Source organism: Picosynechococcus sp. PCC 11901, assembly GCF_005577135.1.
Lineage (GTDB): Bacteria > Cyanobacteriota > Cyanobacteriia > Cyanobacteriales > MRBY01 > MRBY01.
This window is the reverse complement of record NZ_CP040360.1, coordinates 793,911-807,527: the sequence shown is the minus strand read 5'-3', so window position 1 is coordinate 807,527 and position 13,617 is coordinate 793,911. Positions and strand designations below refer to the sequence as shown.

14 protein-coding genes are annotated in these 13,617 nt (G+C 50.1%); 7 read left to right on the top strand and 7 right to left on the bottom strand.

Features of this window, described 5'->3' with window-relative positions; genetic code table 11:
- Positions 1-256 precede the first annotated feature (256 nt).
- The 3 genes from FEK30_RS04860 to FEK30_RS04850 all read left to right on the top strand — a co-directional run bounded on the left by FEK30_RS04860 (position 257) and on the right by FEK30_RS04850 (position 2,775).
- Positions 257-799 carry an Npun_F5560 family protein gene (locus tag FEK30_RS04860; protein WP_138072112.1) on the top strand — a complete coding sequence of 181 codons (543 nt, stop codon included), beginning with the start codon at positions 257-259 and terminating at the stop codon, positions 797-799.
- Positions 765-1,493 carry a hypothetical protein gene (locus tag FEK30_RS04855; protein ID WP_030007882.1) on the top strand — a complete coding sequence of 243 codons (729 nt, stop codon included), beginning with the start codon at positions 765-767 and terminating at the stop codon, positions 1,491-1,493. Before FEK30_RS04860 ends, FEK30_RS04855 begins: the two co-directional genes overlap by 35 nt.
- A 184-nt stretch (positions 1,494-1,677) precedes the next feature.
- Positions 1,678-2,775 carry an ATP-dependent 6-phosphofructokinase gene (locus FEK30_RS04850; RefSeq protein WP_138072110.1) on the top strand — a complete coding sequence of 366 codons (1,098 nt, stop codon included), beginning with the start codon at positions 1,678-1,680 and terminating at the stop codon, positions 2,773-2,775.
- Positions 2,776-2,799: 24 nt separating this feature from the next.
- Here FEK30_RS04850 and FEK30_RS04845 read toward each other — a convergent pair whose 3' ends face one another.
- Entirely contained in the window at positions 2,800-3,357 is a 558-nt protein-coding gene (locus FEK30_RS04845; protein WP_084448936.1) for a COP23 domain-containing protein, read from the bottom strand.
- A 102-nt stretch (positions 3,358-3,459) separates the two neighbouring features.
- A complete protein-coding gene (locus tag FEK30_RS04840; RefSeq protein WP_138072108.1) occupies positions 3,460-3,927 on the bottom strand; it encodes a Tic20 family protein in 468 nt (155 codons plus the stop codon).
- Between the two features lie 186 nt (positions 3,928-4,113).
- Here FEK30_RS04840 and FEK30_RS04835 point away from each other — a divergent pair, with 186 nt between their 5' ends.
- The 3 genes from FEK30_RS04835 to psbA all read left to right on the top strand — a co-directional run bounded on the left by FEK30_RS04835 (position 4,114) and on the right by psbA (position 8,721).
- On the top strand, positions 4,114-5,166 hold the full coding sequence (locus FEK30_RS04835; RefSeq protein ID WP_138072106.1) for a fatty acid desaturase: 1,053 nt from the start codon (positions 4,114-4,116) through the stop codon (positions 5,164-5,166).
- Positions 5,167-5,311: 145 nt separating this feature from the next.
- Entirely contained in the window at positions 5,312-7,465 is a 2,154-nt protein-coding gene (locus FEK30_RS04830; RefSeq protein WP_138072104.1) for a lytic transglycosylase domain-containing protein, read from the top strand.
- A 173-nt stretch (positions 7,466-7,638) separates the two neighbouring features.
- Positions 7,639-8,721 carry a photosystem II q(b) protein gene (gene psbA, locus FEK30_RS04825; protein WP_012307032.1) on the top strand — a complete coding sequence of 361 codons (1,083 nt, stop codon included), beginning with the start codon at positions 7,639-7,641 and terminating at the stop codon, positions 8,719-8,721.
- 183 nt (positions 8,722-8,904) lie between these two features.
- Here the strand turns inward: psbA and FEK30_RS04820 are convergent, their stop codons facing one another.
- From FEK30_RS04820 to FEK30_RS04800, 5 genes are all read right to left on the bottom strand, one after another.
- The gene (locus tag FEK30_RS04820) at positions 8,905-9,753 is read right to left on the bottom strand and encodes a hypothetical protein (protein WP_138072102.1); all 849 of its coding nucleotides are present in this window, start codon (positions 9,751-9,753) and stop codon (positions 8,905-8,907) included.
- 61 nt (positions 9,754-9,814) lie between these two features.
- Positions 9,815-10,243: a dUTP diphosphatase gene (dut, locus tag FEK30_RS04815; protein WP_030006710.1), complete on the bottom strand. Its 429-nt coding sequence runs from the start codon at positions 10,241-10,243 to the stop codon at positions 9,815-9,817.
- Between the two features lie 6 nt (positions 10,244-10,249).
- Positions 10,250-10,918: an energy-coupling factor ABC transporter ATP-binding protein gene (locus tag FEK30_RS04810; protein ID WP_030006711.1), complete on the bottom strand. Its 669-nt coding sequence runs from the start codon at positions 10,916-10,918 to the stop codon at positions 10,250-10,252.
- Between the two features lie 104 nt (positions 10,919-11,022).
- Positions 11,023-11,295, bottom strand: coding sequence for a UPF0367 protein family (locus FEK30_RS04805; protein WP_030006712.1), 273 nt, complete (start codon positions 11,293-11,295; stop codon positions 11,023-11,025).
- A 51-nt stretch (positions 11,296-11,346) separates the two neighbouring features.
- The gene (locus tag FEK30_RS04800) at positions 11,347-11,790 is read right to left on the bottom strand and encodes an SRPBCC family protein (RefSeq protein WP_030006713.1); all 444 of its coding nucleotides are present in this window, start codon (positions 11,788-11,790) and stop codon (positions 11,347-11,349) included.
- Positions 11,791-11,981: 191 nt separating this feature from the next.
- On the opposite strand from FEK30_RS04800, the gene FEK30_RS04795 reads away from it, so the two are divergent.
- A complete protein-coding gene (locus tag FEK30_RS04795; RefSeq protein ID WP_168191117.1) occupies positions 11,982-13,601 on the top strand; it encodes a mechanosensitive ion channel in 1,620 nt (539 codons plus the stop codon).
- Positions 13,602-13,617 lie beyond the last annotated feature (16 nt).

Here is a 13,617-nt window from a genome sequence, read left to right as displayed (position 1 = left end):
GGCTTGTTAAAAATCCCCTTTATCTTATCCGCAAGGGGGAAACCACGAATGGCGATTTTCTTACAAAATTTCCCCGAAGACAGGCATTTTTCCAAAGCATTAGATATTATTAGGTCTATACTGGCTAGTCCCAGTAAAAAGTCATAGGCGAAAGACTGTCTTTTCTATCCTTCGGGCGGTGCAAATTTTGTCTAGATTGATGTACATATCGGACGATTTAACCCCAAACCCTTGATCAATGGAGTGATGAATAACCGTGGCAACAACCGAACCCCGTCAATCCCAACCCCTCGATGTCGCCCAACTCCAGCAGGAACTCCAACTGCGGGATCAACTGGTGCAGCAACTGTCCCAGGAGTTATTTCGTCTCGTCAAGGGCAATGATGACCCGGCCCCGGAGCTAGAAGCCCAGCACCAAGAAGAACTCCAGCGCCTCCGGGAGCAGTTCCAAGAGGTTGAACAGCAAGTCGTTTTGTATCAAGAGCGTTTGACCCAGAAAGATCAAGAAATTTCCCAATTGCGCCAATCCGTTAAAGAATTAGGCGATCGCAGTCGGCGGTTAGAACAGGTGGTTCAAGAACTACCGCAGATTTATCGGCAAAAATTTGCTGAGAGAATGGCAACAGTTCGCGATAAAGTAGAGAAGCTGCAAAGGGAGAATCGCCAACTCCATGCCGACTTACAAAGTGTGAGTTACCGCCTTGCAGTGAAAAATCGTCGTCATAGCCTGTCTGAGATTGAATTACCCACATTTAACCCCAAAGGTGGCAGCCCCATCCCGACGTTCAGCACCCTCTAAGGTCATCATCTTAGTCAATGCTGAATTAAAGCATTCTGGCAAATTTATCTCTGCTTCCCCCGTTACGGAGCGGATGATTAAGGCATTTAAAACGGCAATTGTGCAGCAGGCCGAGGGCACAGAAGTAGAAGTGCTCACACCGGCGATGGTTCGGCACGGGGGCCAGTCCCAGGGTCGCGACGTCCTCGTTTGTCCCTTGACGATTGATTTACCAGAGCCTTTTTCTTTCACGCACCAAAAAGTATTTCAAGCCTGTCGCAAAATTGAAGAGCGGCGTCAGTGGGTGCAGAAACACACAACCCACCGGGTCTGTAACCACAACTATTTAGGTGATCACTGGCTACCAATTATCTACACGGCGAAGGGGCCTTTGTACGGCGAAGTGATCGGTGAAGGGGTAATGCCCAACTCCTACCACCAGCCCATCGACCTCCGGGATGAACAGCGCCAAAGCTTATATTATCTGGGCTACCAGCTCCTCGATTCCATTGGGGCTACGCCTGGGGTTTACCTGCTACAGTTTTCTTTCTCACCGGAAAAGCGGTTAATTTTTGATCGACTCTGGCCTTTCCCGGCAGCACCGGCGATCGCCTCTCTGCGCTGCCAACAACCAGACCTGTTTACCTGCCATTGGCATTGTCTGACGGGGCAAAGTATTCCTGATGTGATTATTCCCCATTACCTCGCATCCTAAAGTTTCCCTGAAATTTTCCTGGGGATGTGAGCGATCGCTGACTTATCAGCCATATCAGTAAATAACTGTCAAAAAATTAAACGAATCATCTCAGAGGCTGTGGCGATCGTCGTTTCCTGATTAACAATAGGCCCAATGGCCCCAGGCCATAAACGCTTTAGGACAACGGTAAACAGCATCAGTTATGGGAAACGTAAAAAAAATTGGTGTACTCACCAGTGGCGGCGACTGCTCCGGCTTGAATGCAGCGATTCGGGCTGTAACTCGCTGCGCCCGACATCAATACGGTTGGGAAGTGATTGGTATCTGTCGAGCGACCCTCGGCCTGCTCCAGGAGCCACCAGAAACCATTGTCCTCACTGAAGATCAAGTCGATACTTGGTTAACGATGGGGGGCACCATGTTGGGGACGACCAATAAAGGTAATCCCTTTGCTTTTCCCATGGAAGACGGTTCCCTAAAGGATCGCTCCCAGGAAATTGGCGAAGCTTATCACCGCTTGGGGCTGGATGCACTGGTCGGGATTGGCGGCGATGGTAGCTTGGCGATTCTCCAGAAATTAGCCCACCTGGGGGGCATGAACCTCGTGGGCATCCCCAAAACCATTGACAATGATGTGGGCATTACGGAACGTTCCATTGGGTTTGAAACAGCGGTCAATATTGCCACGGAAGCTTTAGATCGACTGCATTTTACGGCGGCCAGTCACAACCGAGTGATGATTGTGGAAGTCATGGGGCGAGATGCCGGCCACATCGCCTTAAATGCGGGGATTGCTGGCGGTGCCCATGTGATCTTGATCCCAGAGATTGCCTACGACTTACAGACGGTGTGTGAGTTTATTTGCGATCGCCAAAATTCCGGTAATGGTCATACCCTTGTCGTTGTTTCAGAGGCGGTCTGTACCACCTCTGGGGAAACCCTCAAACACGAATTGCAATTTGGGGAATGTCGCCTGGGGGGCATTGGTCAATACATGGGTGATGAGGTGGCCAAAAAGACTGGCGCAGAAACGCGGGTAACGGTATTGGGCCACATCCAACGGGGGGGCATCGCTTCACCCCTAGACCGTTTGTTGGCCTCGGCCTTTGGGGTGGCGGCGGTGGACTTGATCGTCCAGGGCAAATTTGATCACATGGTGACTTGGCAAAATGGCCAGGTGTCTAGTGCGCCCATTAGTGAAGCCATTGAGATCAATCGGGTCGTTGATCCGGAGGGAACTTTGGTGAAAACCGCGCGGGGCTTAGGGATTTGTCTTGGCGATCGCCCAGGCGAAATTTAGGCCACATTTAAGCCGCCCAGAACTCTAGGGAGAAGCTGGCTCCAGAAGATAGGGCTGCAGATCGAGGGGCACCTGGTTTGCGGTTTCTAATTGCATCCCCTCTCCCCATTGGCGCAGGGGCAGGGTCAGATCCGCAAAAAACTGCGTTGGGTCTGTCTCTGGCTTCAAAATTAGGAGCGTCGTACAAGGGCCGCCTTTCGTTTGAGTCAGGGCACAAATTGCTTCCCGTTCTGGGGTGGCCGGGTTGGGCTGATAGGTGAGGGCGCGGAGTTGCTGTGGTACTAGGGAATCTAGGCGCTGGGCGACCTGCTCACAACGACTTTTGGGGGACACATCCCCTTCCATGCCCGGCACCATTTGCAGCCAAGGTTGCGGTTGTCCTTGGCCCTGATGAAAGACCGTCCACATCAATTCTCCTGTTTGGGGTTCTATGACGGGCTGACAGGTAAACTGCCGGGGTTTAAGAATATTGCGCCCCAGGGCATTGCTGACCCCCACCGTCAGGCCCACCGTGAGAAAGGCGATTGCCACTACGCCGCCCAACAATAATTGATAAGGCTCTAACATCATCAACTTCGCCATTGTGTTTCCCTAATACTTCACCATGATTATCTGTCGGGGATAACCCCAAAAAAGTTTCCCGATTAGACCCTAAATTTCCAGAATTTTGCCTATTTCGTCCGATTAATAAGGTAATTGGGAATAGGCGGCCTGGGAAATGGTCGGCAACTCCGCATATTTGCCGAGGATCGATTGCACCATTGCATAGAGGCAAGCCACTAAAGTACCAAGAAAGGCAACATTTGAAAGGGTTTCAACGAGAAGACTGCCGCCCCCAAAGCCGAATAATTGAATCACAATGCTCAATAAAATCAAGGCAATATCGATGAGAATCGCTTGTAGGGTGTTGAAGCGGATGAAGTGACTAATCCGGCTGTTGCGTACCACCGCAGCATAGAGAATGAAGAAAATAATCAGTCCCGCAAAGGGAAACGAATAAAGGCGGATTAATGGCTGTAGGGGTACATAGATAATCGAGAGAATCGGGAATTGCCTCAAAAATGGAATCCCCAGGGGCAAGGCGTAAACGAGGGGCAGAAGGTAGGGTAAGGCCCCAAATAAACGATCTGTGGGTTCAGTGGTAGTGGACATAAAACTTTTTCTGCAATGGACTAGCTCCTATTTTACAGAGAAGTCTTGAAGAAGTTCTGTGGCGATCGCCAGGGCCAAACAATGGGAAAAATTAAACGAAATTCAGGAATTTTGCGGCGATTTCCCCTGCATCCTGACAAAAGGCAGTAGAATTGTAAACATTTGTTAATCTCTTTTTGAAACTGAATGCAAAGTACAGTCCGCTCCCCAGGGAGTCGCGAGTCTCTACGGCAAGATCTGCCCTTCACCCTCAAGGATGTGAAAGCAGCCATCCCAGACTACTGTTTTCAGCCTTCTGTCTTCCGTTCCCTCGCCTATTTTTTTCTTGATATTGGGATCATCGCTGGCCTCTATGCGATCGCCGCTTATTTAGATTCTTGGTTTTTCTATCCCATCTTTTGGTTTGCCCAGGGCACCATGTTTTGGGCTTTGTTTGTGGTCGGCCATGATTGCGGCCACGGATCTTTTTCTAAGTCCAAATGGCTCAATAACTTGATTGGGCATTTGAGCCACACGCCGATTTTGGTGCCTTTCCATGGTTGGCGTATTTCCCACCGCACCCACCACTCCAACACGGGCAACATTGATACCGATGAGAGTTGGTACCCAATCCCAGAGTCAAAATATGACCAGATGGGTTTTGCGGAGAAACTTGTCCGTTTTTATGCGCCCCTGATTGCTTATCCGGTTTATTTGTTTAAGCGATCGCCGGGTCGGGGGCCTGGTTCTCATTTTTCGCCCAAAAGTCCCCTGTTTAAGCCTGCCGAGCGCAACGATATCATCGTCAGTACCGCCGCGATTATTGCCATGGTCGGTTTTCTCGCGTGGTTTACAGTGCAGTTCGGGCTTCTCGCCTTTGTGAAATTCTATTTTGTGCCCTACGTCATCTTCGTGATTTGGCTCGATCTAGTCACTTATCTGCACCATACTGAGGCGGATATTCCTTGGTACCGGGGTGATGATTGGTATTACCTCAAGGGTGCTCTTTCCACCATTGACCGGGATTATGGCATTTTTAACGAAATTCACCACAATATCGGCACCCACGTCGCCCACCACATTTTCCATGCTATTCCCCATTACTATCTCAAGGATGCGACCGAAGCGATCAAGCCTCTCCTAGGAGATTATTACCGGGTGAGCCATGCTCCGATTTGGCGCAGTTTCTTTAGATCCCAAAAAGCCTGCCATTACATCGCGGATCAAGGGTCTAACCTGTACTACCAACCGAAAAAGTAACGCTATTATTCTCAACTGCAATCTTTTTTATTGATCCTAATTTCCCCTGGAAGTTAGGTTTTTTTGCGGCGATCGCCTGGGGAAAGCACCGGATTTTTGAGAGATCGCCTATGATCGAAACCGTTGAATTTACGACAGCAGCACCATGAAGCGGGTTCGGGTCAAGTACAGTTCGCCAACCTTTTGGATTGGCCTTGGTTTAACGGGGATCTTGGGTCTGGGGGCGATCGCCGCCCGGCAACAAATACCCTTACTGTCCCAGAGCGCTGGCCAGGTGGAATCCTCTGAAACAAGCGATTCTGAAGTACTGGCTTTGGTAGAACAAACACCAGAGGAACGGCGGGAATGGCTTGAGGCGATCGCCAACGGGAAAAAAAATAGCCTTGACCGCAGTCGCGCCCGTTACCTATTAGGGATGGACTATCTCGTTGAACAGGATGGTGCCGCTGCCCTGGCCGCCTTCGAGAATCTAGAGCAAGATTATCCGGTGTTGACGCCCCATATTTTGATTAAGCGGGGCCGCGCCTACGAATTAACGAACAACCCCGAACAGGCCCAGGTGATTTGGTTTGATGTGGTGCAAAATTACCCAGAGGATGCCGCCGCAGCCGAAGCCCTCTTTCGCCTCAGTGCCTACGACCCGAAATATGCCGACCAGGCGATCGCCGAATATCCTGCCCATCCCCGCACCCAAAGCTTGATCCAGCAACGCCTTGCAGAAAATCCCCAGCAACGGGATCTTCTGGAACTACGCCTCAAGTATGACGCCGACGCCCCAGATATTGCCACAGTCCGTCAAGCTTTAATTGATAATTTCGCCGATCAGCTATCCCCAGAAACCTGGCAGGCGATCGCCGATAGTTTTTGGGATCAATGGCAATATGCCGCCGCCGCCACCGCCTACCAAAAAGCCCCCGAAACTCCTCAAAATTTATACCGTCTCGCCCGCAGCTTCCAGGTCAGTGACCAACCGGAGCAAGCCCGACCTGCCTACGAAGCCTTGATCAAGACTTTCCCCGACGCCCCAGAAACAGGCCTTGGTTTACGTCGCCTCGCCAGTTTAGTCAATGACACCACAGCGCTGACCTATTTAGATCAAGCCGTCGAAAAGTTTCCAGAAGAAGCCCCCGAAGCCCTCTTTACCAAGGCCAACCTTTTAGAAAAGCTCGGTAGCAATAGTTCCGCCAACCAAACCCGCGAAAAAGCGCTCAATACTTATAAAGACGGCACCGCCACCACAGAATACCGCTGGCAACAGGCCGAACGCTACGCCGCAGAAGGAAATTACACCCAGGCCATTGAATGGGCCAAGGCGATCGCCCCCCTGACCCCGGATCATTCCCTTGCCCCTGAATCTATTTTTTGGACAGGAAAATGGCAACAACAGCTTGGCCAAACCCAAGCAGCAAAACAAGCCTATCAACAAGTCCTCCGCGACTACCCCGAATCCTATTACGCTTGGCGATCGGCGGTACAACTCGGCTGGGATGTCGGGGATTTCACGTCGGTACGCAGTCTCCAACCGGAATTAACGATCCCAGAAACTCGCCCTGTGCCCCCGGCGGGTTCCGAAACATTTCAGGAGCTTTATCGCCTCGGCCAGGATTTTGACGCCTGGAATACCCTCCAACTCGAACTCGCCAGTAAAACAGAACTCACTGTCCCCGAAGCCTTTACCCAAGGTCTGTTAAAACTGGCCCAAGGTCGCTATCTCCAGGGGATTAATACCATTTGGAATCTCAGCCAACGGGACGAACCCGGCGATCGCCAAGCGTGGTTAGCACTCCGGGAAAACGAAACCTATTGGCACGCCCTTTTCCCATTCCCCTATGCTGAACCGATCCAGCGGTGGGCCGCCGAAAATGACCTTAATCCCCTGCTGGTCGTTTCTTTAATGCGTCAAGAATCTCGCTTTGAGAAAAATATTGAGTCCCCCGTGGGAGCAAAGGGACTGATGCAAGTGATGCCCAGTACCGCCGAATGGATTGCCCAACAGACAACCGGGAACGCCTATGCCCTCGATGAACCAGAGGACAATATTAAACTCGGTACCTGGTATCTGCGCTACACTCACCAGGAATATGATGATAATTCCATGTTGGCGATCGCCAGTTACAATGCTGGCCCTGGTAACGTTGCCCAGTGGCTCCAACGCTATGGCCTTAACGATCCCGACACCTTCATCGAGCAGATCCCGTTTAATGAAACGAAAAACTACGTCGAAACTGTCTTTGCTAACTATTGGAACTACGAACGCCTCTATAATCCTGAACTTCAAGCCAAGCTAGACTCTTTGTAGCAACTTCCTTGGCCGCTCGTGCGAATTATGATGCATAAACCTAAGGCAAATGTAAAGATCTCCCCAGAACCCTTTACAAAACTTCATTTTGTTGCTAGTATGGACACATACATACAAAACAGTTCTGGTTTTTCCAGAGCGCACCTTGATAATTTCATAGCAATCATAACGATATGACTACTACACTACAACAGCGCGGAAGCGCTTCCTTGTGGGAGAAGTTCTGTCAGTGGATCACCAGCACCGAGAACCGCATCTATGTCGGTTGGTTCGGCGTCCTGATGATTCCTACCCTTCTCACTGCTACTACCTGCTTCATCATTGCGTTCATCGCAGCTCCCCCCGTTGACATCGACGGTATCCGTGAGCCCGTCGCAGGTTCTCTTCTCTACGGTAACAACATCGTCTCTGGCGCAGTTGTACCTTCTTCTAACGCAATTGGTCTCCACTTCTACCCCATCTGGGAAGCTGCTTCCTTAGATGAGTGGTTGTACAACGGTGGCCCTTACCAGTTGGTAATTTTCCATTTCCTCATTGGTGTTTTCTGCTACATGGGTCGTGAGTGGGAACTTTCTTACCGCCTCGGTATGCGTCCCTGGATCTGTGTTGCATTCTCTGCTCCCGTAGCAGCAGCAACTGCAGTATTCCTCATCTACCCCATCGGTCAAGGTTCCTTCTCTGATGGTATGCCTTTGGGTATCTCTGGTACGTTCAACTTCATGATCGTATTCCAGGCAGAGCACAACATCCTGATGCACCCCTTCCACATGCTTGGTGTGGCTGGTGTATTCGGTGGTTCTTTGTTCTCCGCAATGCACGGTTCTCTCGTAACCTCTTCTTTGGTACGTGAGACCACTGAAACCGAATCTCAGAACTACGGTTACAAGTTCGGTCAAGAGGAAGAAACTTACAACATCGTTGCAGCCCACGGCTACTTCGGTCGTTTGATCTTCCAATATGCATCTTTCAACAACAGCCGTTCCTTGCACTTCTTCTTGGGTGCATGGCCTGTAGTCGGTATCTGGTTCACTGCTCTTGGTGTATCTACCATGGCATTCAACCTGAACGGTTTCAACTTCAACCAGTCCATCCTTGACTCTCAAGGTCGTGTAATCAACACCTGGGCGGACATTCTGAACCGTGCGAACCTCGGTTTTGAAGTAATGCACGAGCGTAACGCTCACAACTTCCCCTTAGACTTAGCAGCTGGCGAGCAAGCACCTGTGGCTCTGCAAGCACCTGCAATCAACGGTTAATAACTGTTTGAGTCTTCGGGCTTAGTTGAGAAAAGATGATTGCTTTGACAGTAAAACTGAATAAGTAATGATTGGCGAGAGCCCCTACCAGAGATGGTGGGGGTTTTTGCTTGCTTTTTTTGGGAAAATTTCGGATTGTTGGTATCGCAATCGCAGTTGAAAAAATATATTTTTGGTCAATCATTAACAACTACTTTGATTTTTGAGCCATTCGTAATCTTGATCTTGGCTTTTTTGATTTTTCTTGGGTGAAATTAATATTTGATAGCCTGATGTTTTTTTACATTTTTGATAATAAAGGCGCATCAAATTGATATGGGGCACCCGGCATTCTGTCCATTTGTTGTCAGTGGCGCGGACTTTTTTGGCGGCGTAGGCTTGGCCTTCGAGAATATCTTTCAGGGCTTTGATGAGAGCGGCGAGGTTTTCGGGCTGGTCTACTAATACATTTAGAGAGTCCCGCAGAAGGGTGATTTCTGGTAGTAGAGTACCCACAAGGGTTTGTATTTGTTCTGCGTTGAGGCGATCGCCTTGGGTCTTTTGTTGGGAAGCTGACTGCTGTTGGAGATTAAATAAATCAACTCTTTGCTGTTCTAAGTTAACTGCATATTCTTGTAATTGGGCTTTCAGTTGGCTGATTTCTGCTTCTTTGTGGTGCAGGACATCCTGTTGTGATTGTTCTAAAGATTCAAGAATTTCGTCAATGTCGCGGTTATTTTCACGGAGTTTCTTTTGGCTAGCGAGGCTTAATTCTTTTTCCCGTTGTAGCTTTTGCTCGAGACGTTCTTTAATTTGAGTTTGGCTGGCAATGCGTTGTTCAAGGTCGGCGATCGCCTGTTGAAAATCCTGGGCTTGATTCGCCATTTCTAAACTGTAGTTTTCCGCCTGGAGCTGGAGCTGGGATTCGTAGGCTTCCTGTTGGGTGGCAAAGTTTTTTTTGAGCTTTAAAATTTCCTGCTTTTGGACGGTGCGCATCGTAAAAAACAGGCCAATTCCCCCTAACCCTAAGCCCCAAAAAAAAGAAAAGTCCATAGCCGCAAATGTTGCCTACCGTAGTTACCTTTCTTCCAATTTAGCGTAAGGCACTTTGGATTTAAGTGCCCGTAGAGCCGAACCCGCCCGTACCTCGGCTTGTGTCGCTGACTTTGTCAACCACCGTAATATCCAAATGCATCACGGGAACCATCACCATTTGGGCAATGCGCATCCCGGCTTTGACCTCAAAGACTGTATCGCTATGGTTGATTAAGATCACGCCGATTTCACCGCGATAGTTGGCGTCGATGGTGCCAGGGCTATTGAGGACGGTGACACTTTGTTTGAGGGCTAAACCACTGCGGGGGCGAATTTGAAGTTCGGTGCCAATGGGAATTTCCGCCGCGAGGCCCGTTTTAATCAAGGCGGTTTTGTGGGGGGCGATCGCCACAGGTTCGATGGCATGAAGATCAACGCCAGAATCCCCATCATGTTGATACTTAGGAATAATCGCGTTGGGGTGGAGCTTGAGGAGGCGGAGGTGCATAGAAAGCTAGACAGTGGTGGTTTGTAAACGATGTTTGAGGGTTTGGGGATCGCCTTGGTCAACGACTCGGCCATTTTCCAAGAGGAAGGCCCCATCACAAAAGTCTAATTCATCGAGGCGATGGGTCACCCAGAGGGCCGTCATCCCCCGACTTTTAACTAAATGTTGCACTTGTTTGACGAGATCGAGTTGGGTATCACCATCCAAGAGGGCCGTGGGTTCATCGAGGAGCAGCACTTCACAATGTCTGGCGATCGCCCCGGCAATGGCGACCCGTTGTTTTTGGCCACCACTGAGGGCATAGATCGGCCGACGAGCCAAATTACCTAAACCCACTGCTCCCAAGGCTTCGGCCACCCGCTGTTGGATGCTGGGGGTTGGTAAGCGTTCAGAAACCAGGCCAAAGGCGACATCTGCGCCCACGGTAGGCATGACCAACTGATGATCTGGGTTTTGAAAGACAAAGCCAACGGGTTGGATCAATTCAACGGTACCCGAATCGGCCGTTAGGAGTCCCGCCAGAATCCGTAACAGAGTCGATTTGCCACTGCCATTGGTGCCCAAGAGCATCCAAAATTCTCCCTGGGGGACGGCTAAATTGCAGTGACTGAGGATTTTTTTGTCCGGTTGCCAACTGAAATTTAGGTTTTCGACGGCAATGGCAGAACTAGACATGGCTTTGGGAGTGGTCACTGGGGGCCATAATCACAACGACACAGTAAACGTAACAAAAAAGAGGGCAGCGATCGCCCCCCGTGGGTTGAGGCCAGAGACCTTTGTTATTCTGCCGCTTGGGTCGCAAAAAAGCCTGGTACCCGTCCGCCAGCAGCTGCACCACTTTTCTTGTTGAGGACAACGGCACTAATTTGATCACTGAGGAGGGCGATTTTTTTATCCTCATCCTTTTCGCAGGTGAGTTCGAGGAGGGTGGCGTGGTCGCCTTTCATCGCCTCAAGGACAGATTGATAGAGTGCTTGGGCAGTATCGGCTTCTTTACGTTGGACAGAAACGGGGATCGGGCTATATTTGAGGGTCAAATCCAGACTATACATGCAGGTTTACGGGTTATTTTTCCTGTTATTTATCTTAAACGGTTTGGGAGATCACGGTTGGGTGGCTTCGGCGATCGCCTTGATCCGTCGCAGTTGGGCCTGCATATCTTTCTTTGTCCAGCGGGCGGCAAAGGTTTTAAAGCCCCAACGCACCAAAGGATTGGGAATTTCAAACTGAAAGCGGTTTACCAACTGGGTTCCTGTGGCATTGGGGATGCATTCCCAACGGTCTCGCCCCCGGAAAAAGCCCGTGAATTGCCAGACAATCAAACCTGGTTCCCGTTCCACGACGCGATTATTCAACACCAGGTTAACCAAGGGAATTTTTAACCAAAAGCGACTTTGACTTTCGAGGGCTGTGCTCCAGCGATCGCCGAGGGGTTCACACCGCAGCAGGGGATTTAACCAGCGGTGCATGGTTTCTAGATCCGTAAAACACTGCTCAACACAGGTGGCACTGGCCCGCACTTGAATTGATTGCTCAAAAATTTCCATCAAAATTCTATCTAAAGGTGGATTTTCCCAAAGTTATGAAAAGAAATATAGCGAATTTATCCTTTTTGCGGGTGAAAAATCCGGAGGATCTTTGTAGGGTGGAAGAGGCAACGTCTTGCCGTAAATTAGCGCAAAAACGCCCATTATGGCCGTGATTAGCGATGTAGTTATTTGATTTTAATTCTGAAACAATGTCACCTTTAATCAATACCTTGGGGCCTCCTGTGGGTGACCCCTATGCTGTTTTAGCACTCCAATTACCGGAGTCTCTACAAACCCTCGTCGGGGAAGATGTCGCCAATATCATTAAGGCGATCGCCATCTTAATCATCGGTTGGATCGTTGCCCTAGTGGTGAAAGCCATCGTTAAAGGGTTGCTGAATAAAACCGATGTCGATAATAAAATTGCCGCTTGGATCACCGGTCACGACGGCAAAAGTGATCTGCCCATTGAAATTTGGGCGGCGAATATCGTCTACTGGTTCGTCATTCTCTTTACGGTGGTGGCTGTTTTAGAAACCCTCCAGCTTGACGGGGTTTACACACCACTGAATGAACTGCTTAGTCAAGTCACAAACTTCTTGCCCCAACTGTTTGCGGCGGGTTTGTGGTTAGGGGTTGCTTGGTTGGTGGCCACCATTGCCAAATTAATTGTGGTCAAAGGCCTAAATACCTTTCGCCTAGATGAGCGCCTTAATCCGGCGGACACCGACGCTGAGACCGAGGCGACAGAAGCAGAAACGGCACCGCAATCCCAGACCACGAATATCAGTGAAACCATCGGCAATGCGCTGTATTGGTTTATTTTCTTCTTTTTCCTTACGCCGATCCTCGAAACCCTGGGCTTAGAAAATACCCTCGCGCCCCTACGGGATGTCGTGGATGAAGTATTGCTAATCCTGCCGGATCTCTTTGCGGCGGCCCTGATTGGGGTTGTGGGTTGGTTCATTGCCCAGGTGGTGCGCCGTTTGGTGACCAACCTCCTGAAGGCAACGGGCGTAGATCAAATTGGCGAAAAATTTGGTCTGTCTAGTAGTGCTGGGCGACAGTCTTTGTCTTGGGTGCTCGGTACCATTGCTTATATTTTGATCTTGATCCCTGTGGCGATTTCTGCCTTAGAAGTGGCCCAGATTGAGGCGATTTCGCTCCCGGCGATCGCCATGTTGGATCAAGTGTTGATGCTCTTGCCCAAGATTCTCGCCGCTGCGATTATTCTCACCTTTGCCTATGTGGTGGGTGAATATGTGTCTGAGTTTGTGAGCAATGTACTGACGGGTTTTGGCTTTGATAATGTCTTAACTTGGCTCGGCCTAGACGGAATGGTTAGTGCTGCTCCGAGGGAAGGCGAGGGCGAAACCGCGAAACCGGGTAAAACCCCTTCCCAGGTGATGGGGACGATTTCCCTGGTGGTCATTATGTTAGTGGCGGCGCTGACTGCCGTTGATGTGCTGCAAATTGAAGCTCTCACCAGCGTTGTGGGGGTCATTTTGGCGATCGCCGGACAGGTGTTAGTCGCCCTTTTGATCTTTGCGTTGGGTTTGTATTTCTCCAACATTTCCTACAAAGCCCTGGCTGCCTCTGGCTCTAGGCAATCGAAGATCCTCGGTCAAGCGGCGCGGATTATCATTCTCGTCCTCGTGGGCGCGATGGCACTGGAACAAATGGGCATTGCGACCAATATCGTCAACCTTGCCTTTGGACTGCTGGTCGGTGGGATCGCTGTGGCGATCGCCATTGCCTTTGGTCTCGGTGGTAAAGATATCGCCGCAGAACAGGTGAGAAATTGGCTTGATTCGATGAAAAACGACTAAATGCCCTTAAAAACGT

Excerpts from the sequence above, each read along its gene's own strand:
- FEK30_RS04850 (WP_138072110.1), top strand. The coding sequence starts at position 1,678 with ATGGGAAACGTAAAAAAAATTGGTGTACTCACCAGTGGCGGCGACTGC.
- FEK30_RS04835 (WP_138072106.1), top strand. The coding sequence starts at position 4,114 with ATGCAAAGTACAGTCCGCTCCCCAGGGAGTCGCGAGTCTCTACGGCAA.
- FEK30_RS04810 (WP_030006711.1), bottom strand. The coding sequence starts at position 10,918 with ATGTCTAGTTCTGCCATTGCCGTCGAAAACCTAAATTTCAGTTGGCAA.
- FEK30_RS04800 (WP_030006713.1), bottom strand. The coding sequence starts at position 11,790 with ATGGAAATTTTTGAGCAATCAATTCAAGTGCGGGCCAGTGCCACCTGT.
- dut (WP_030006710.1), bottom strand. The coding sequence starts at position 10,243 with ATGCACCTCCGCCTCCTCAAGCTCCACCCCAACGCGATTATTCCTAAG.
- FEK30_RS04845 (WP_084448936.1), bottom strand. The coding sequence starts at position 3,357 with ATGGCGAAGTTGATGATGTTAGAGCCTTATCAATTATTGTTGGGCGGC.
- psbA (WP_012307032.1), top strand. The coding sequence starts at position 7,639 with ATGACTACTACACTACAACAGCGCGGAAGCGCTTCCTTGTGGGAGAAG.
- FEK30_RS04820 (WP_138072102.1), bottom strand. The coding sequence starts at position 9,753 with ATGGACTTTTCTTTTTTTTGGGGCTTAGGGTTAGGGGGAATTGGCCTG.
- FEK30_RS04830 (WP_138072104.1), top strand. The coding sequence starts at position 5,312 with ATGAAGCGGGTTCGGGTCAAGTACAGTTCGCCAACCTTTTGGATTGGC.
- FEK30_RS04840 (WP_138072108.1), bottom strand. The coding sequence starts at position 3,927 with ATGTCCACTACCACTGAACCCACAGATCGTTTATTTGGGGCCTTACCC.
- FEK30_RS04795 (WP_168191117.1), top strand. The coding sequence starts at position 11,982 with ATGTCACCTTTAATCAATACCTTGGGGCCTCCTGTGGGTGACCCCTAT.
- FEK30_RS04805 (WP_030006712.1), bottom strand. The coding sequence starts at position 11,295 with ATGTATAGTCTGGATTTGACCCTCAAATATAGCCCGATCCCCGTTTCT.